18 protein-coding genes are annotated in these 18728 nt (G+C 71.9%); 4 read left to right on the forward strand and 14 right to left on the reverse strand.

Annotated elements, in window-relative coordinates; translation table 11 throughout:
- Positions 1-25 precede the first annotated feature (25 nt).
- Entirely contained in the window at positions 26-1390 is a 1365-nt protein-coding gene (locus tag ACWEOZ_RS29065) for an RICIN domain-containing protein (protein ID WP_451913842.1), read from the reverse strand.
- A 250-nt stretch (positions 1391-1640) separates the two neighbouring features.
- On the opposite strand from ACWEOZ_RS29065, the gene ACWEOZ_RS29070 reads away from it, so the two are divergent.
- The gene (locus tag ACWEOZ_RS29070; protein ID WP_451913843.1) at positions 1641-2345 is read left to right on the forward strand and encodes a GntR family transcriptional regulator; all 705 of its coding nucleotides are present in this window, start codon (positions 1641-1643) and stop codon (positions 2343-2345) included.
- Between the two features lie 7 nt (positions 2346-2352).
- On the opposite strand, the gene ACWEOZ_RS29075 is transcribed toward ACWEOZ_RS29070, so the two are convergent.
- The 6 genes from ACWEOZ_RS29075 to ACWEOZ_RS29100 form a co-directional block, all read right to left on the reverse strand.
- The gene (locus ACWEOZ_RS29075) at positions 2353-2895 is read right to left on the reverse strand and encodes a hypothetical protein (protein ID WP_451913844.1); all 543 of its coding nucleotides are present in this window, start codon (positions 2893-2895) and stop codon (positions 2353-2355) included.
- Positions 2892-4511: a serine/threonine-protein kinase gene (locus tag ACWEOZ_RS29080; protein ID WP_451913845.1), complete on the reverse strand. Its 1620-nt coding sequence runs from the start codon at positions 4509-4511 to the stop codon at positions 2892-2894. Before ACWEOZ_RS29080 ends, ACWEOZ_RS29075 begins: the two co-directional genes overlap by 4 nt.
- Positions 4512-4536: 25 nt before the next feature.
- On the reverse strand, positions 4537-5388 hold the full coding sequence (locus tag ACWEOZ_RS29085) for a helix-turn-helix domain-containing protein (protein WP_451913846.1): 852 nt from the start codon (positions 5386-5388) through the stop codon (positions 4537-4539).
- 52 nt (positions 5389-5440) lie between these two features.
- On the reverse strand, positions 5441-6313 hold the full coding sequence (locus tag ACWEOZ_RS29090; protein ID WP_451913847.1) for an oxidoreductase: 873 nt from the start codon (positions 6311-6313) through the stop codon (positions 5441-5443).
- Between the two features lie 147 nt (positions 6314-6460).
- Complete coding sequence (locus tag ACWEOZ_RS29095; protein ID WP_451913848.1) at positions 6461-6958, reverse strand: MarR family winged helix-turn-helix transcriptional regulator; 498 nt, start codon at positions 6956-6958, stop codon at positions 6461-6463.
- A 68-nt stretch (positions 6959-7026) separates the two neighbouring features.
- Positions 7027-7656, reverse strand: coding sequence for an FMN-dependent NADH-azoreductase (locus tag ACWEOZ_RS29100; protein ID WP_451913849.1), 630 nt, complete (start codon positions 7654-7656; stop codon positions 7027-7029).
- Positions 7657-7767: 111 nt separating this feature from the next.
- Here ACWEOZ_RS29100 and ACWEOZ_RS29105 point away from each other — a divergent pair, with 111 nt between their 5' ends.
- Positions 7768-8652 carry a fructosamine kinase family protein gene (locus ACWEOZ_RS29105; RefSeq protein WP_451913850.1) on the forward strand — a complete coding sequence of 295 codons (885 nt, stop codon included), beginning with the start codon at positions 7768-7770 and terminating at the stop codon, positions 8650-8652.
- Between the two features lie 36 nt (positions 8653-8688).
- On the opposite strand, the gene ACWEOZ_RS29110 is transcribed toward ACWEOZ_RS29105, so the two are convergent.
- The gene (locus ACWEOZ_RS29110; protein ID WP_451913851.1) at positions 8689-9078 is read right to left on the reverse strand and encodes a DUF302 domain-containing protein; all 390 of its coding nucleotides are present in this window, start codon (positions 9076-9078) and stop codon (positions 8689-8691) included.
- A 172-nt stretch (positions 9079-9250) separates the two neighbouring features.
- Positions 9251-10201 (reverse strand): PaaX family transcriptional regulator, encoded by a 951-nt coding sequence (locus ACWEOZ_RS29115; RefSeq protein ID WP_451913852.1) that lies wholly within the window; start codon positions 10199-10201, stop codon positions 9251-9253.
- Positions 10202-10420: 219 nt separating this feature from the next.
- Here ACWEOZ_RS29115 and ACWEOZ_RS29120 point away from each other — a divergent pair, with 219 nt between their 5' ends.
- Both ACWEOZ_RS29120 and ACWEOZ_RS29125 read left to right on the forward strand, forming a co-directional pair.
- Entirely contained in the window at positions 10421-11749 is a 1329-nt protein-coding gene (locus tag ACWEOZ_RS29120; protein WP_451913853.1) for an extracellular catalytic domain type 1 short-chain-length polyhydroxyalkanoate depolymerase, read from the forward strand.
- A 32-nt stretch (positions 11750-11781) separates the two neighbouring features.
- Positions 11782-13068 carry a cellulose binding domain-containing protein gene (locus tag ACWEOZ_RS29125; RefSeq protein ID WP_451913854.1) on the forward strand — a complete coding sequence of 429 codons (1287 nt, stop codon included), beginning with the start codon at positions 11782-11784 and terminating at the stop codon, positions 13066-13068.
- 31 nt (positions 13069-13099) lie between these two features.
- Here the strand turns inward: ACWEOZ_RS29125 and ACWEOZ_RS29130 are convergent, their stop codons facing one another.
- The 5 genes from ACWEOZ_RS29130 to ACWEOZ_RS29150 all read right to left on the reverse strand — a co-directional run bounded on the left by ACWEOZ_RS29130 (position 13100) and on the right by ACWEOZ_RS29150 (position 18513).
- Positions 13100-13963, reverse strand: a complete 864-nt coding sequence (locus tag ACWEOZ_RS29130; RefSeq protein WP_451913855.1) for a carbohydrate ABC transporter permease — start codon at positions 13961-13963, stop codon at positions 13100-13102.
- A complete protein-coding gene (locus tag ACWEOZ_RS29135) occupies positions 13960-14928 on the reverse strand; it encodes a carbohydrate ABC transporter permease (RefSeq protein WP_451913856.1) in 969 nt (322 codons plus the stop codon). The genes ACWEOZ_RS29130 and ACWEOZ_RS29135 overlap by 4 nt, the downstream gene beginning before the upstream one ends.
- A 6-nt stretch (positions 14929-14934) precedes the next feature.
- Positions 14935-16230: an extracellular solute-binding protein gene (locus ACWEOZ_RS29140; protein ID WP_451913857.1), complete on the reverse strand. Its 1296-nt coding sequence runs from the start codon at positions 16228-16230 to the stop codon at positions 14935-14937.
- Between the two features lie 389 nt (positions 16231-16619).
- Positions 16620-16805, reverse strand: a complete 186-nt coding sequence (locus ACWEOZ_RS29145) for a hypothetical protein (protein ID WP_451913858.1) — start codon at positions 16803-16805, stop codon at positions 16620-16622.
- A gap of 34 nt (positions 16806-16839) precedes the next feature.
- Entirely contained in the window at positions 16840-18513 is a 1674-nt protein-coding gene (locus tag ACWEOZ_RS29150; RefSeq protein WP_451913859.1) for a protein kinase domain-containing protein, read from the reverse strand.
- Positions 18514-18728 lie beyond the last annotated feature (215 nt).

Here is an 18728-nt window from a genome sequence, read left to right on the forward strand (position 1 = left end):
GGCCGTCACCGGGGTCGTGGTCCGGTCAGATCTTGCCCCAGATCTGGTTGGCCGTGGCGGCGCAGTCCCAGAGCTGCAGGGCGGCGCCGTTGCTGCCGACCCAGTCCTTGATGTCCACGCACCGGCCCGACGAGACGTTCACCAGGGTCCGGGCGGAGGTGAGGGTGAACCGCTGCACCGGGTTGGCGTTGCAGTCGGCCAGCTGGATGCGGGTGCCGTTGGCCAGGGCGCCACCGGCCGGGTCCATGCACTTGCCCATCGCCCGCAAGGTGCCGTCGGACTGGAACGCCCACTTCTGCGCGTCGCTGCCGTTGCACTCCCACGTCTGCAGGAGCGCGCCGGCGTTTGCCACCCCACCCGGGATGTCGATGCAGCGGCCGCTGAAGTTCGACTGCAGCATCGTGGCGCCGGTGGCCGGTGGCGTGGTGGTCGGCGGGTTGGTCGTCGGCGGTACACCGGGGTCACAGTCGTTGGTGGTCACGACGTTGTCGGCGTGCGCGGTGCCCGCCGACCGGTAGCTGTTGATCGCCGCGGTGGCCTGCGCCGGGCTCAGCACCTGCTTCTTGGCGTGGTAGACGTAGTCGACGGACTGCAGCCAGGTGCTGGTGCCACCGGCGTGCCCGGCCAGGTCGATGAACCACTGGTTGAAGTCGATCGACATGTTCTGCCGCGGGTAGACCTTGCCCGAGTGGTCGCCGACCAGCGCGCCGTCGATGTAGTACTTCACGTGTCCACCGGAGACGGTCGCCATCACGTCGTGCCAGCCGTTGATGCTGCGGGCCTGCTGGCTGTGCTGGTTGTCGGCGTACCAGGGGTCGGCGACGTAGGTGTACCAGGTGGTCTGGTAGTTGATCGGGCCCGCCTCGCCCCAGCCGCCGTTCGGCAGGTACTCGGAGAAGTCCAGCTCGGAGTAGGTCGGATCCATCGGCGCGGCCAGCGGGGAGATCGTGTAGAAGGTCTGGTTCACGTGGTCGCCGTCGGAGCCGCTCGCCGGGGCGTCGGAGAACTTGATCCGGGCGAGGTAGGTGCCTTCGAAGAACCGCCGGTTGCTCTGCGAGAACTCGGCGTGCGACGTACCGCCGGCGGTGCCGTCGGTGACCGCCTTGAGCTGGGCGACCTTCTGGCCGTCGACGGTGGGGAAGGACACGTTGTCGGCGAGCCAGCGGGCACCGGCCACGCCGGGGCCGCCGGTGTTGCTCCGGATGCTCCAGCCGCGCTGGCCCAGCGCCGCGTCGGTCCGCGAGGAGTAGTTGAAGTCGTCGAAGAGCACGCCACAGCCGGCGGCGGCACTGCTGCTCGGCGCGGCGGCGATGCCGATGCCGGTGAGGGCCGCGGCGGTCGCGGCGACGGTCGCACCGATGGCGACCTTGCGGGTTGACGTCAGACCCATGGGGGGTGGGCTCCTTCGGGTGAGAGGCGCCGGCGGGCCTGATGGGGGTGCCCGCCGGGATACTGCGCGGCCGAACTGACCAGTGGTCAAAAAATTGACCGCCCGAGTACCGTGGTCCATGCCAGTGGTCCACGTCAATACCTGCTCGTGCCGGTTTCCTCTTTGCACGCCATCAGGTACTCGACAGGACATGCCCGCAACCGCGACACTGTCCGAGGCAGACCACTGGACAACTTCTGCGGGGGACGCGGTGCGGCGTGCTGAGGTACGGGACAGACTGCGCGAGCTGATCGACACCCGGGCCCCCGGCGACCCGATGCCGTCGGAGCGCTCCCTCTGCGAGCACCTCGGCGTCTCGCGGCCGACCGTCCGGGCCGCCATCGACGACCTGGCCCGCGACGGCCTGCTGGTCCGCCAGCACGGGAGGGGCACGTTCACCAGTCCCCAGAAGATCTCCCAGGAGATCCCGGCGGCGTCGGGCCTGCCGGTCCCCCCGGCCGACGGGGACTGGCTCAGCGAGGTCCTCGAGTTCCGCACCGAGTCGGCGGGCGCCCGGCTCGGCCAGCGGCTGCACGTCTCCCCCGGCGACGACCTGCTGTACGTGAAGCGCCGGCGGATCGTCGACGGCGAGCCGATGGCCCTGGAGGAGATCAGGCTGCCCGCGACGCTGGTCCCCGGCATGGCCGCCGGCGACTTCGTCTCCGGATCGCTGTACAGGCTGCTCCGTGAGCGCTACCAGGTGGATCCGACGGACGCGGTGCAGACGATCGCGCCGACGGTCACCGACGCGGGCGAGGCCCGGGTGCTGGGGGTGCCGCTGTACTCACCGGCTCTGCTGTTCGAACGCACCACCCGCGACGGGGCGGGCCGGGTCACCGAGTTCACGCGCTCGATCTATCGCGGGGACCGCTACCAGATCACCAGCCACCTGAAGCTCGGACCGAACTCGGGCTGACCCGGCCTCAGGGGGTGTAGACGACAGCCATCCGGGTGAGTTCGCCGTTCTCGGTGGCCACGGCGACCATGGCCTCCTTGTTGAGCTTGAACCACCCGGCGAACTCGCGCTGCGACATCGGGCACGTCCCGCCCTTCTCGGGCGCGTCGATGCACACGTCCCCGTTGGAGTCCTCCCACGTGTAGTACTTCACCGTCGCCGCGATCGGGACGGTGACCTTGGTGTGGCTCTCCTCGGTCACGTACTCCGCGTGCACGCACCGGCCGTCCGTACGCTTGATCTTGAAGGCGCGGCAGTACGCGTCGCCGGTCATGAAGATGATCGGCTCCACGACGGCGGACGCGTTCGCCGGGTCGTACCCGTGCAGCTTCACCACCGATGTGGTGCTGCCCTGGGTGAGGTCGGCGAACCGGGGCTGCGGCGCGGCCTTGCTCGCCGACGGTGCCGACGAGGCGGGCACCGGCCGGGGCGAGGCAGAGACCTCCGGCGGGTTGGTGCCGCACCCGCCGGCCACGAGCACCAGCAGCACGGCGAGCAGTTTCCGCTTCACAGTTTCACGACCTCCGCGTGGGTGAACGCGGCCCGGGCGTCGCCGCTGATGACATCGTCGATGACGCCGAACGTGACCCGGCCGGACGCGAGCGCCGCCTGGTCGAGCCGGGCGGTGAGCAGCGCCGCACCCGCGACTGAGACGGTGGCCTGCTCGCCCCGTACGAGAATCTCGACCGGGCGGGCACCGCCCAGCGCCGTACCGGTGAGCCCGGCCCGCACCTCGCCGGTGACGCCGTCCGGAGTGTCCACGCCCAGCCGGACGTCGTTCTCGCAGACCGACACCAGGTAGGCCTTCGCGCCGGCGACGCGGAACCAGATCACGGCGCAGGCGCCGGGGGTGAGGATCGCCGCGTCGACGGTGATCGCCTGGTCCCCGGCGAACTTCTCCGCCGGCCCTTCGCAGCGGTAGACCGGCGACATCCCGGTTCGGGCCTCGAGCCGGCCCTGGTCGAAGATGCAGCGCCCGTCGGGGTCGGAGCGGGTGTCCCGCCACTGGCCGGGCCGGTCGAGGCGGTCGACGATGGCCAGGCCACCGGCGGGCCGCTCCCAGGTCGGCGCGGGGAGCGGACCGTCACCGGGCGGGGAGCCGGCCTGCAGGTTCGCCGCCAGGCCCAGGCGGGGCAGCATCTGGGCGGTGACCAGGCCCGCCACGGCCAGGGCCAGCACGGCCGCGGCGGCCAGGACCATCCGCCGGGTCCGGCCCGCTCGTGCGCCACCCCGGGAGATCCGGTGGGTGTGCTGCGCGGCCGTGGCCACCTCCAGCAGCTCCGGGCGGATCATCTCGGACTTCTCGTCGGCGTCCAGGTCCAGCAGCAGGTCGAGCAGCTCGTGGGCGGTGGGCCGTTCCACCGGGTCCTTGGCCAGCGTGCGGGCCACCACCCGGCGCAGCGGCTCCGGCAGCCCGGCCAGCTCCGGCGGCTGGGTCAGGATCCGGGCCGCGGTCGCCGCGGGCGAATCCGCCCGGAAAGGGGTCCGACCGGTGCCCGCGTACGCGACCACGGCGCCCCAGGCGAACACGTCGGCGGCCGGGCCGACCACACCCCGATGGTCGGTGTCGAAGCGTTCCGGCGCCATGTAGGCGACCGTGCCGACCATCTGATCGGTCCGCGTGTGCTGGCTCGTCGCCTCGAAGGCCCGCGCGATACCGAAGTCGATCACCTTGGGCGTGCCCAGCGCGAACAGCACGTTGGCCGGCTTGAGATCGCGGTGGATCACCCCGGCACCGTGGATCGCGGCCAGGGCCGTGGCCACCCCGACCGCGACGCTGTGCAGGCTGCCGCCACCGAGCGGGCCGTGCTCGGCGATCACCTCGGACAGGCTCGGCCCGTCCACGTACTCGACCACCAGGTACGGCGTCGGATGGTCGGGGTCGGCGTCGAGCACCTCGGCCGTGCAGAACGGCGGGACCTGCCGGGCCCGGTTGACCTCACTGCGGAACCGGCCGCGGAACTCTGTGTCGCCGGCGTACTCGGGCCGGATCATCTTGACGGCGACCAGCCGGCCGCCGGCGTCCCGCCCGAGGTAGACGGCACCCATGCCGCCCTGGCCGAGCCGCCCGAGCAGCCGGTAGCCGCCCAGCTCGACCGGGTCGCCCGGCAGGAGTGGATCAGTCACGGGCAGGACGATACATCGAGAGCCTTCAGCTGCCCCCCGCGCCGGGGCCCCCGGCGGGCGCCAACGTCGCTGAGGCGAGCAGCGCCAGCTTGTCGGCCGCGTCGGTGCCCGCGTCCGGGTGGTAGATGACCAGCATCTGGCCGGCGGTGCCGCTGATGCCGAGCTTCTCCCGGTTCAGGCGCAGCTCACCCACCTGCGGGTGGTCGAGGTGCATCGGGGCACCTTCGCGCACCCGTACGTCGTGACGCCCCCACAGCTGCCGGAAGCGCGGGCTGGCCAGCGACACCTCACCGGCGAGCTCGATGAAGCGGGGGTCGTCGGTGTCGGTACCGACGGATTCACGGAAGCCCGCGACCAGGCGCTCGGTGTCGGCGTCCCAGTCCGGGTAGAGCTCACGTTCGGCGGGCTCGAGGAAGACGTCGCGCAGCCGGTTGCCGCCCACCACCAGCCGCGGGGACAACGCGGTGGCCAGCGCGTTCGCGGCCAGGACGTCGAAGTAGCGGCCCTCCACGAACGCGGGCAGCGGCAGCGTGGCGACGAGCTTCGCGATGCCGGCCGGGACACTCTCGCGCCGCGGGCGGCGCCGCGAGCGGCGCGGCTTCTCCGCCCCCAGGCCGAGCAGGTACGCCGTACCGTCGTCGTCCAGGTGCAGCACCCGGGCCAGCGCTTCCAGCACCTGCACGGACGGGTTCCGGTCGCGGCCCTGTTCCAGCCGCAGGTAGTAGTCGGCGCTGATCCCGGCCAGCATCGCGACCTCCTCGCGGCGCAGCCCCGGCACCCGGCGCAGGCCCAGCATGGGAAGGCCGGCCTGCTCAGGGGTCACGAGCTCGCGGCGGGCGCGCAGGTAGTCGCCCAGCGGGTTCGACTCGACGCTCATGGGTTCACGGTAGGCCGCGGCCGGAACCGGTGCCTGGTCCTGCGACCCCCACTCATCCGGCGACGGCGTCGAGCTCGGCGATGGTCGCGGCGTCCAGGTGGAGGGTGGCGGCGGCGAGGTTCTCCCGCAGGTGGGCCACTGACGACGTACCCGGGATCAGCAGGATGTTGGGCGAGCGGTGCAGCAACCAGGCCAGCGCGACCGCCTTCGCCGGCCGGCCCAGCCGGGCCGCGACCGTGTCCAGCACGCCCGACTGCAGCGGGTCGAAGCCGCCCAGCGGCCAGAACGGCACGTAGGAGATGCCCTGGCTGTGCAGGCCGGCGATGATCGCCTCGTCCCCGCGGTGGGCGATGTTGTACCAGTTCTGCACGGTCACGATCGGCGCGATCGACTGCGCCTCGCGGATCTGCCCGGCGTCGACGACCGACACTCCCAGGTGCCGGACCTTGCCCTGGTCGCGGAGCTCGGCCAGCGCACCGAACGGCTCCGCCAGCGAACCGGGCACCGGCGAGTGCCCGTCCGCGCCGCCACCGACGCGCAGGTTCACCACGTCCAGCGCCCCGACCCCGAGGGTGCGCAGGTTCGACTCGACCTGCTCGCGCAGCTGCCGCGGCGAGCGGGCGTGCGGCCAGCCGCCGTCCTCGTCGCGCACCGAGCCGACCTTGGTGACGATGTGCAGGTCGTCGCCGTACGGCGCCAGCGCCTCGCGGATGATCTCGTTGGTCACGTGCGGGCCGTAGAAGTCCGCGGTGTCGATGTGGTTGACGCCCGCCTCGACCGCCGACCGCAGCACCGCCACTGCCTCCGCGCGGTCCCGGGGCGGGCCCCAGACGCGCGGCCCGGCGAGCTGCATGGCGCCGTAGCCCATCCGTACCAGGGACGGGCCGTTCTTGATCTCGAATAATCCACCGAGGTTCTCTGTCATGGGGTCAAGGGTGCGACCCGGTCCGCGCCGCAGGCAGAGCTCCGGTGATCCTGGGAGTCACAGGGACAGTCACGCCGGCGTCCGTGGTGCGGCGAACCGCCGGCGGCAGCCCGGCTGGAGCTTGCCGCCGGCGGCCGATCGGACCGGCTAGCCTTCGGCCTCGTCGAGGTGCTCACGCAGCAGTGCGGCCGTGGCCGGGGACGCGACGGTCAGCACCTGGCGGAAGATCGTCTGCAGCTGGCCGACCTGGCGCGGGGTCATCGTGTCGATGAAGATCCGGCGCACCTCGCGGACGTGCCCGGGTGCCGCCGCCGTCAGGTGGTCGAGGCCGGCGTCTGTGAGAGTCGCCTCGATGCAGCGCGTCTTGCCTGTGCGCTGGACCCAGCCCTGCTTCTCCAGCCGCCCCACGGCGTGCGACAGCCGGGACAACGATCCCCCGGTGAGCGTGGCCAGCGTGGTCATCTGCGCCGTCCGGTCCCGCTCCCGCGCCAGGGTCACCAGGATCGAGTACTCGAAGAAGTTGACCCCGGCGTCCCGCTTGAGCTGCGCGTCGATCGCGGCCGGGAGCGCCATCAGCACGCCGGCGGTGTAGAGCCAGGTGGCGGTCTCCTCGGCGGTCAGCCACGGTACTCGGTCGTCTGGCACGTCCTGGACCTCTTCGGCACGTCGGCGGGAACGAACCGCACCAGTATGGCTCCCGCCGATCAGGCCGGTCAGACGGCGAGCTTGCGCCCGGCCTGGGCGGCCGCCTCGTGCGCGTCCCGGCGCAACGTGTCGGCGGTCTCCAGCAGGGACGCCATCGCCGGGGTGACCGCGGCGAGCGTCAGCTCCTGCTCGATCACGGTCAGCTCCGCTCCCCACACGTCGGCGACGATGCGCCGCAGATAACCGGTGTTGTGGTCCCAGCCCTCGCGCGGGGTGCCGGGCCCGTAACCGCCACCGCGCGAGGTCACCAGGATGGTGGGCTTGCCGTCGAGCAGGCGTTCGCCGTGGTGACCGCCGGCCATCGCGAGGTCGATCCAGATCTTGACGTGCTGCGAGACGCCCCAGTTGTACAGCGGCAGGGCGAGGATGGTGCCGTCCGCGTCCCGCAGCTCGGCGGCCAGCGTCCGGGCCAGTGCGATGGCCTCGCGCTGGGCGGTGGTCCACTCCTCGGCCGGCGCGAAGGTGCCGAACGCGGCCTGCGCCCAGGCGTCCGACGGGAGCGGCTCGGCACCGAGGTGCCGGCGCACGAACGTGGTCTGCGGGCGGGCCGCCAGCCACTCGGCCTCGGCGGTGTCGGCGAGCGCACTGCTGGCCGAGCGGTCGCCCTGGATGCTGCCGTCGATCCGGAGCACAGACATGGTCTCTCCTCAATCCTGCTTGAACATTCAAGGTAACTATGACACTCCGAGCTTGAATGTTCAAGATGAGTACGATCGCACGACCGGGCACTGCGGACCTGAGGAGCTTCTGTGACGCACTCGGCGACGTTCCTCCTCGACCGCCTGCAGCGGGCCGGGATCAGCGATGTCGTCACGGTCGAGCCGGTGACCGGCGGGCTGGCGGCACGCGCGGGCATAGCGACCCGCCGGGACGCGCCGCCGGTGTTCGTCAAGGCCTTCGACGACCCGCCGGATGACGACGTCTTCGCCGCGGAGGCCGAGGGGCTGACAGCTCTGCGCGAGCTCGGCGGCGTGGCGACCCCCGACGTGATCCGGGCCGATCGGGAAGTGCTCGTGTTGTCGGTGCTGCGGCCGCGGCCGCGGGATGAGCACTTCTGGGACCAGTTCGCGCAGGCGCTGGCCCACCTGCACCGGAGCACCGTCCACGGGCGCTTCGGGTGGCACCGCGACAACTGGCTGGGCCGCCGCCGGCAGATCAACACCTGGAGCCAGGACGGCTTCGCCTTCTTCGCCGAGCACCGCCTGCTGCGGTGGCTCGGACAGCCCCGCGTCGACGCGGCGCTCGACGCGGGCGACCGGGCGGCACTGGAGCGGCTGTGCCGGCGCCTGCCCGACCTGCTGCCGGACCGGCCGCCCTGCCTCACCCACGGCGACCTGTGGACCCAGAACGTGCTGGCCACGGCGGACGGCCGGCCCGCGCTGATCGACCCGGCGGTGTCCTACACGTGGGCCGAGGTCGACCTCGCCCACGTGTGGTCCACCGCGCCGCCGCCCGAGGCGGAGCGGTTCTTCGCCCGCTACGCCGAGCTGACCGCACTCGACAGCGGCTGGCCGGCCCGGATGCCGATCATCCAGCTGCGGCAGCACCTGGCCGTGCTGGCCCAGTTCGACGACGACTGGGGCGCGGCCGACCGGATCCGGGCGACGCTCGCCCCGTTCCGGACGCTGAGCTGACCGGACGCGAAACGCGGCCCGGTCCGCCGGTCGGCGTCAGCCGCCGGCCTCGGCCACCAGAGCGTCCAGCACACCGCGGAGCCGGGCCAGCGTCTCGGCCTGTCCCGCCAGCTCGAAGTCCTCGGCCATGGCCTGCGGGTCCCGGAACGCGACCCGCGTCCCGTCGGCGCCGGACCACACCAGGATGCGCAGCGGCAGGTCGATGCCGGCGCGCGGATCGGCCTGCATCAGCGGCGTGCCGGCGGCGGGGTTGCCGAACACCAGCACGACCTCGTCGGCCAGCTCCAGGCCCACGCCCCGAGCTCCGGCCCCGTGATCGATGGTCGCGAACAGCGTGATGCCGCGTCGCTGAAGGGCGGCGGTCAGGTGCCGCACCGTCGTCGCGACGTCGGACCGGGAGCGTGTGGTGATCAGCCCAGCCGACATGGCGCCTCCTCCGTATCAGGAACAAATCGTAGGCGTGTGGCCGAGGTGAGCCCGGCCGCTCCCAGGGAGACAGCGCCGCGGGCGTGGCGGCGCAGGACGACTGTCTCACCAGGACGGCGAGAGCGGTGCGACGGCCGATGCCGGAGCGACCGGCTCCGAGACGCTCTGAGCGTCACGCCGGCAGGCCGGCGGCCAGCTCGGCGACGGTGTGGGCACCGATGCCGCTGGGCGGTTCACCGGCCCCGGCCGCGGCGACGGCGCGTACGTGATCCTGGGCGCTGGGCGCGAGCCCGTCGTAGATGGCGACGAACAGGTCGCGGGCGGGCTCGCGCAGCCACCCCGGCGGGAGCAGCCGGCTGGGCAGCCCGGGGTCGAGGATCGGCAGCCGCCGGTAGGTGTCCATGATCTCGGTGCGGGCCCGGACCGCCTCGGGGCCGCCGATCCACCCGGCGTGCAGGCGGGGCAGCACCGGGCGCCACGTCGCGATGAAGGATTCGTACCGGGCGTCGATGGCCGCGGTGTCCCAGGCGTCGAGGGGTGAGCGGCCGGTCCCCGCTTCCAGGTCCAGATGCCGGCCCCGGAAGACGGTCATGGTGGCACCGAACGCGGCGAGCTGCTCCCGGGCCTTCCCGGTGAACCGGCGCGGGGAGATCCAGAGACCGTCGTACAGCGGGGCGAATCCCATCCAGCGTAGTTGCGCTCGGAGCCCGCGCCGTTGCGCAGCCTGGTCGCGTGGCAGCGAGAAGGCGAGCACCGTCCAGAGCTCGTCCCACGGTTCGGCCACGACGGGCGAGACGATCGCGCTGCCCCCGACGGACAGGAAACCGGCCGCGGCCGGGGTGAGCCGGTAGGAGCTGCGCCGCCCCTGCCGGCTGCCTTCCAGCACGCCGCGCCGGGCGAGCCGGCTGATCGCGGTCCGGGCGCCGGCCGGGCTGACGCCGGCCTCGCCGAGCAGGGCGACGATGGCCGCCGACGGCAGCCAGGCCCGGTCGCGCAGGGTGTAGTCGGCCAGCAGGGTCACCGTCAGGCCCTGCGGGGAGCTGCCCGCCTGCCGGCGGGGCAGCCGCACCGTCTCCGCGGCGTCATCCGGGAAGATCTCCTCGATGTCGTACGGACTTGTCACGCGCCGACTGTAACGGCCTCCGACGGTCCCGTTCGATTGACCTGCGTCGATTGACAGTTTGCGGTCCTGGGTGCACGCTAACTGCCATATGTCGAGGGTTGCGCCGGGCCGCGCGATCGATGCCGTGACACAGGGCAGTCACGCGTACGTCTCCGACGATGCTGCGCGCCGTGATGATCCGGCGCGCACCGGTTCTGCCTTCCCCAGGAGTGACAAGGCATGAAGATCAGACGTCATCTGTTGCTGGCCGTCGCCGTCTCGCTGAGCCTCATCGGGCTCGCCGTCCCGGCGGCCCGGCCCGCCTACGCGGCCTCGTTGACCGAGGTGACCAGCTTCGGCAGCAACCCGGGCGGGATGCGCATGCACATCTACGTCCCGGACACGCGCCCGGCCAATCCGGCGATCGTGGTGGCCATGCACGGCTGCGGCGGCTCCGGTCCGGGCTTCTACTCCGGCAGCGAGTTCGCCTCGCTGGCCGACCGGTACGGGTTCATCGTGATCTACCCCTCCGCGATGCAGGAGGCCGGCTTCGGCAAGTGCTTCGACACCTGGTCGGCCGCGGCCAAGCAGCGCAACGGCGGCAGCGACCCGGTCTCGATCGCGTCCATGGTGGCCTACGCCGGGCAGCGGTACGGCGGCGACCAGAACCGGGTGTACGCCACCGGCAGCTCGTCCGGCGGCATGATGACCCAGCACATGCTCGCCCTCTACCCCGACCTGTTCAAGGCCGGCGCGGCGTTCATGGGCGTGCCGTTCACCTGCTTCGCCAACGCGGCCGACTATCCGCCCGGCGGGCAGTGCACGGGCGGCAGCATGAATCGCACGCCGCAGCAGTGGGGTGACGCTGTCCGCCAGGCCTCACCCGGCTACACCGGCGCTCGGCCGAGGGTGCAGCTCTGGCACGGCACGAACGACACGCTGGTGCCGTACTCCCTGCTCCAGGAGTCGATCGAGCAGTGGACCAACGTGTTCGGGCTCAGCCAGACACCGTCGTCCACCGACACCCCGCAGGCGAACTGGAACCGCCGCCGCTACGCCGACGCCTCGGGCACGGTGCAGGTCGAGGCGTACAGCATCCAGGGTGCCGGGCACAGCCTGCCCAGCACCGGAATGGCCGCCGCCGCCATCGCCTTCTTCGGCCTCACCACGCCACCGTCGACCCCGCCCGCCACCCCGCCCGCCACGCCACCGTCGACCCCGCCGTCGCCGCCGTCGACGCCGCCCGCGACCGGGGCGTGCCGGGTCACCGACACGATCAGCGCCTGGAACACCGGCCTGACCGCGAACCTCACCGTCACCAACACCGGCACCACCGCCGTCAACGGCTGGTCGCTGGTCTTCACCCTGCCCGGCGGCCAGAGCATCACCTCCGGGTGGAACGCCACCTACTCCCCCGCCACCGGCCAGGTGACCGCCCGCAACGTCGGCCACAACGCGGCCATCGCCCCCGGCGGCTCGGTCACCGTCGGGTTCCAGGCCACCCACACCGGCGACACCGGGCGGCCGCCCTCGTTCAGCCTCAACGGCGCGCCCTGCACCGTCGCGTGAGCCGTCCGAACGCACCAGTCAGGAGGAAACCAATGACAGTGAGACCATGGCGCCGGCTCCTCGCCGCGGCCGCCACCGCCGGGACGATCCTTCTCGCCGCGGGAGTGGTGGGGCTGACCGGGGGAACCGCCTCGGCGGCCACCGCGGGCTGCGGCAAGACCCCGACCCTGCGCGACGGGACCTACACGATCCAGAGCGGCGGCCAGAACCGCTCGTACATCCTGCGGCTGCCGGGCAACTACAGCAGCAGCCGGGCGTACCGGCTCGTCGTCGGGCTGCACTGGCTCAACGGCAGCGCCAACGACGTGGTCGGCAACGGCTTCTACGGCCTGCAGCAGCGCGCCGAGAACAGCGCCATCTTCGTGGCCCCGCAGGGCCTCGACGCGGGCTGGGCCAACACCGGCGGGCGGGACGTCACCCTGGTCGACGACATCCTGCGGGTGGTCGAGAACGACCTCTGCGTCGACCCGGCGCAGCGGTTCGCGCTCGGCTTCAGCTACGGCGGCGCGATGAGCTACGCCCTGGCCTGCGCCCGGCCCACCGTGTTCCGGGCGGTCGCCCCGATCGCCGGCGCTCAGCTCAGCGGCTGCGCCGGGGGCACCCAGCCGGTCGCCTACTTCGGGATCCACGGCGTCCGCGACAGCGTCCTGAACATCTCCCAGGGCCGGGCGATCCGGGACACCTTCGTGCGGACCAACGGCTGCACGGCCCAGAACCCGCCCGAGCCGGCGCAGGGCAGCGGGACGCACATCACCACCGCGTACGCGGGCTGCCGGGCCGGCTATCCGGTCCAGTGGGCGGCGCACGACGGTGACCACGTGCCCCTGCCGACGGACCGCAACGCCTCGACGTCCTGGGTCTCGGCCGAGGTGTGGCGATTCTTCACCCAGTTCGGCAGCACCACCCCGCCGTCGAGCCCGGCGCCGGACCCCACCACTCCCGGGCCGACCACACCGGCACCGAGCACCCCGCCGCCGAGCACTCCGCCACCGGGCGGTCCCGCGGCGTGCCGCACCACCGCCACCGTCAACGCCTGGAACAGCGGGCTGACCACCAGCATCACCGTCACGAACACGGGCAGCGCCGCGATCAACGGCTGGGCCCTGGCCTTCGGCCTGCCCGCGGGTCAGACCATCACCGGCGGCTGGAACGCCACCTACGCCCCGGCCTCCGGGTCGGTCACGGCGACCAACGTCAGCTACAACGCCAGCCTGGCCCCCGGCGCTTCGGTCAGCCTCGGGTTCCAGGCCACCCACACCGGCAACAGCGGAGCCCCGAGCGCGTTCACGCTCAACGGCTCCGCCTGCACCCCCGGCTGAGCGGGCACTGAGGTCCAGGGCGACCTGGACCTCAGTCCTTGCCGATCCCGCTGGTGAGACCGCTGATGAGCTGGCGTTCGGCGAACGCGTAGCACACCAGCGACGGCAGCATCGCCAGCGTGACGTAGGCCAGGATCCGCGCGGTGTCCGCCGAGTACTGCGACTGGAACTGCTGGACGCCCAGCGGCAGCGTCCACCAGCGCGAGTCGTTGAAGACGATCAGCGGCAGCAGGAAGTTGTTCCAGCTGCCGACCACGGCGAGCACCGCGACGGTGCCCAGGGCGGGCCGGGACATCGGCAGCAGGATGCGCCAGAAGAACCGGAACGGGCCGCAGCCGTCGAGCACCGCGGACTCCTCGACCTCCGCCGGGATCGTCCGGAAGAAGCTGCGCAGGATGACGATCGTGATCGGCAGGCCGAAGGCCGCCTGCGGCAGGATGACCCCGAGCGGGTTGTTCAGCAGGTTCATCTCGCGCAGCAGGACGAACAACGGCAGGATCGCCACGGCGAAGGGGAACATCAGCCCGATCGCGAAGAGCATGAACAGCAGCTCCCGGCCCGGGAAGGCATAGCGGGCGAAGATGTACGCGGCCATCGCGCCGACCAGCACCACCAGCACCGTGCTGGCGATGGCCACGGTCAGGCTGTTGCCCGCCTGCAACCAGAACGCGCCCGAGCCGAGGGTGTCCAGATAGTTGCCGGGCACCCACGGTTCCGGCAGCCCGAACGGGTTGGCGAACAGCTGGCCGTTGTCCTTGAAGCCACCGAGGACACCGAAGATGATCGGCACCACCACGACGGCGCCCACGAGGATGCTGACGATGTGCAGCGCGCCCGCCCGCGCGACGTGGCGGGGATTGCGAGGCCTTCGCCCGGTGGCGGCGGTCGTGCTCATCGCTGGTCTCCGATCGTGGTGATCGCGCCCTCGAGGTCCCGGCGCAGGACGAAACGCTGGTACAGCAGGCCGAAGGTGAGGCTGATCAGGAAGATCGCCATGCTGATGGCGCTGGCGTAGCCCACGTGGTAGCGCTTGAAGCCCTCCTGGAACATCGACACGGCCAGGGTCTCCGAGGACCGGATCGGGCCGCCGCCGGTGAGCACCCAGACCATGTCGAAGAGCTGGATGGTGCCCAGGATCGACAGGAACACGCTGATCCGGATGGTCGGTCCCAGCAGTGGCAGGGTGATGCGCCGGAACGCCTGCCACGGCCCGGCCCCGTCGATGGCCGCGGCGTCGTGCAGCTCCGGCGGGATGCCCTGGCGGCCGGCCAGGTAGAGGATCGTGTGGAAGCCGAAGTACTTCCACGAGATCACCAGGAACAGCGAGTACATCACGGTGTCGGGGTCGGCCAGCCAGGTGGCGCCCAGGTCGCCCAGCCCGATGAGCCGGGTGACGTGGTTGGCCAGGCCCTGGTTGGGCGAGAAGATCATCGTGAACAGGACCGCGGTGACCACCTCGGACAACACGTACGGGGTGAAGAACAGCATCCGGTAGGCGCGCCGGCCCCGCAGCGGCTGGTTGAGCAGCATGGCCAGGGCCAGCGAGACCGGGAGCTGGATCGCCAGCGAGAGCACCACCAGCAGCAACGCCCGCCGCAGGTCGCCCGCGAAGATCTGGTCGGTCAGCAGCCGGTGGAAGTTCTCCAGGCCGACGAAGGCGGTGGGCGCGCCGAAGCCGTTCCAGTCGAAGAAGCTGCCGTACGCGGCGATCACGATCGGGGTGAGCACGAGCACGGCGAACAGCACCAGGGCGGGGCTCAGGAACGCCACCACGGTGGGCCAGGGTCGCCGCCGGCGCGGGGTGGGCCCGGCCGGCGGCTGCGGCGGAGCCGGCGCGGGCCGGCGTTCGTCGGTGAGCACCGCCGCTCAGCCCTGTTTCGCCGCAGTGGTGACGGCCTTGACCACCTGTTCCGGCGATGACTTGCCGGCCAGCAGCTCGGCCACGCTGTCGTTGACCTGCTGGCCGACAGCCGGGGCGTAGGCCTGGTCGAGATACAGCTGGAAGCCGGTCGCCCGGTTCATCGTGTCGGCCACGAGCTTGAGGTTGGGATCGGTGACGGCGTCCGAGGCCGCCTTGACGACCGGCAGCACGCCGGCTGTCTTGGCCTCGATGCGCGCGTTCTCGGGCTGGGCGATGAACTTGAGGAACTCGACGGCTTCCGGCGGCGCGTCCTTGCCGACGGCGAAGCCGCCACCGCCGCCGAACGCGTCGGTGATCCTGCCCTTGCCGCCGTCGACCGCCGGGAACGCGAAGAAGCCGAGCCGCTCGCCGAGGCCCTTCTTGCCGGCCGAGTTGTCGCGCTCGACGACCGGCGCCCATTGGCCCATGAGCTCCATGGCCGCCTTGCCGTTGCCCATCGTCGCGGCCTGACCGTCCGCCGTGGAGTAGCCCGCGGCCAGGTAGCCCTTCTGGAACGGCTGCAGCGCCACGAGTTCGGTCAGGCGGGCGCCCGCCGCGACGAAGTCGGGCGTGTCGAAGTTCTTGTCCCCGGCTGCCTGCCGCAGCGCGTCCAGGCCGCCGATCCGCAGGGCCAGGTAGGCCCAGTAGTAGTGGCCGGGCCACTTCTCCTTGCCGGCCAGCGCGATCGGCGTGATGGACGCGGCCTTGAGCTTGCGGACCGCCTCGAGGTATTCCGCCCAGGTGACCGGCGGCTTGCTCACCCCGGCCCGCTCGAAGAGCTCCTTGTTGTACCAGAAGCCGACCATGCCGGTGTCGACCGCGGACGCGTACGTCTTGCCCTCGATCGTGTACGCGTCGAGCGCGGTCGGGATCAGCGTGTCCTTCCACTGGCCGACGTCCGCGGACAGGTCCTTGACCATGCCCGCGTCGGCCTGCTGGGCGAGAACGCCGCCGCCCCAGGTGTGGAAGATGTCCGGCGGGTCGCCGGCCTGGACGACGGTGGTGAGCTTGGTCTTGAAGGCCTCGTTCTCCAGCGGCGTGATCTCGAACTTCACGCCGGGGTGCGCGGCCTCGAACTGGCGGGCCATCTTGGCCCACTCCGACAGCATCGGATCGGCGTTGGCGATGTGCCACCACCGGATCTTCTTGCCCGAGCCCGACCCGCCCTCGTCGCCGCTGCACCCGGCCAGGACGGCGCCGGCCGAGGCCGCGGCGGCCAGTCCGAGTACCGATCTGCGGCTGAACCGCACTGAATCTCTCACGGTCAACTCCCCCTTCGGCGCGCCATTCCCGGCGCACGGTGGACCGGCGGCCGGGTAGCCCAGCCGCGAAACTTTCATAGATTGATCGATATAAATCGGAAACTAATTCGGCACGTTACGAGTTCGTATCCAGCCGGTCAAGACCAATCCCGGACCGGGTTCACCCGGCCCGGCCGACGCTTCTCGGAAACCTTCCGGCCGCAACGACCGGCTTGTTGTCGAAACTTCCAGAACTCGGTTGACCTGCTGTTCCGCTGTCGCGCGGGCTACCCGGAAACGCTCGGCGACCCCGTGCGAATAGTGCGATTCCCCGGTGCTGAATAACTGTTACGTCGGGCTACACGCCGAAGTCAGCACAAGAAGGCGGACCGGAAGCGGAAAGATCGAGATCAGCGAGCGGCGGGATCGGGCACCACGACGCAGCACGCTCCGGGGCGGGGAGCCAGGCGTGGCTCGGCGACCCGGCCCAGGCCGGCGAGCATCCCGGTGATGTACGCGACCTCGGCCGGACGCCGGTCGTCGCTCGCCGCCTCGGCCAGGATGTCGGCGATCAGTTCGCCGCCGTGCCGCTCCACGAGCTCGCCCGCTGACCACTCAGGCGGGCCGGAGCTACCAGGCGACGACGCCCTGGGTGCTCGGCTGGATGGTGCCGAGCTTCAGCGACTTCATGGTGATGAGGCTGCGGCTGGGATCGGGGAAGTTCTCCTGGGTCATCACCACGCCCCGCTTCGACGAGGTGAGACTGCCGCGCAGCGTGTTGCCGGTCGGGCAGTCCGAGTCGTCCCGGTCGCAGGCCTCCCACTTGATGCCCTGGAACGCCCCGGTGCCCGGCCGCAGCAGGATGTCGACGGACTCCCCCGGCTCGTCGACCGCGGCGGTCGGCAGCTGCACGCGTTCGTCGGCGGCGTTGTAGAGGCTGACGAACACGCGGCCGTCGACCCGGCAGGCGGCATCGGAGTTGTTGGCGATCGTGACGAGCCCGCGCTGGGGTCCGACCGCGGTCGGGTCGTCGCTCTGCGCGGTGACCGCGATCTCCAGGTCGCCGTCGGCGCACCGGCCGGTCTGCGGCGTCTTGCGCAGGGTCGGTGCCACCTGCGGTTCGTCGGCGGGGCCGCCCGCGCCGCCGTCAGCGCCGCGAGCGGTCGGACCGGTGGCGGGCGCCGGGCCCGCACTGGGAGCGGCATCGGTACGGGACGGCGTGCTCTCGCTCGGCGTGGGCGGAGCCGTCACGCCCGGGTCGAGGACCGACGAGGGGCCGGCCGCCGAGTCCTCCGCCGCCTGACCGGGCAGGAGCTGCCGGACCGGGCTGAAGGCCAGTGCGCCGAGCGCGACGACAGCCGCGGCCGCCAGGACGGGCGCGGTGCGCCGCCACCGCCGTACCGATGACCTGTTGTCAGGGCCCGCCTGCCGGGCCGCTTCGGCCGCCTGGGCCAACGCCGGCCGGCCGGCCAGGTTGACGGTCGTCGGTGCGCCCACCGCGACCAGTTCGTCGAGCAGCTCGAACGCCGTCGGCCGCAGCTCCGGCTCCTTCTCCAGGGTCCGCGCGACCAGGGCGCGCAGCGGTGCGGGCAGACCCTCCAGGTGCGGCGGCCGGGTCAGGATCGCGCCGGCCGTCGCGGCCGCGCTGTCGCCGCCGAAGGGCGTACGACCGGTGCCCGCGAACGTGACGACCACGCCCCACGCGAAGACGTCCGCGGCCGGCCCGATCCGCCGCGAGTCGCTGTCGAAGCGCTCCGGCGCCATGTACGCGACCGTGCCGACCATCTGATCGGTGCCCGTGTGCTGGCTGGTCGCCTCGAAGGCCCGGGCGATGCCGAAGTCGATGACCTTCGGGGTGCCCAGCGCGAAGAGCACATTGGCCGGTTTGAGGTCGCGGTGGATGACGCCGGCGCCGTGGATGGCGGCCAGCGCGGTGGCCACACCGACCGCCACGCTGTACAGGCTGCCGCCGGTCAGCGGGCCCTGCTCGGCGACCACCTCGGCCAGGCTGGGACCGTCCACGTACTCGACGACCAGGTACGGCGTCTCGTGGTCGGCGTCGGCGTCGAGCAGCTCGGCGGTGCAGAACGGCGGCACCTGGCGGGCCCGGTTGACCTCACTGCGGAAGCGGGCGCGGAACTCCTCCTCGTACGCCAGCTCGGGCTTGACGGTCTTGATCGCCACCAGCCGCTCGTGCCGGTCCTCGGCGAGATAGACGGTGCCCATGCCGCCCTGCCCGAGCCGGGCCAGCAGACGGTAGCCACCGAGAAACTGGGGGTCAGTGGATCGAAGCGGCGCCTTCATCGCGCTGGACGATACTCCGCGAACTGCGCCCCGCCGAGGTCACGCCCACGGTCCCGGCCCGGCGGTACCGGCACCCGGCGCGAAAAACATCGCCGGGCCGTGCGGTGCGCCGCGGCGCGGTCGCGGATGTGGTGGTGGACACGAAGTCGCTGGTATGCCCGTTATTCCGGGTTACGGCGACGTAACGTTGAGGGCTGCCCAGGGCGGGTCCGTAT

It is taken from the genome of Actinoplanes sp. NPDC004185 (genome assembly GCF_053603475.1).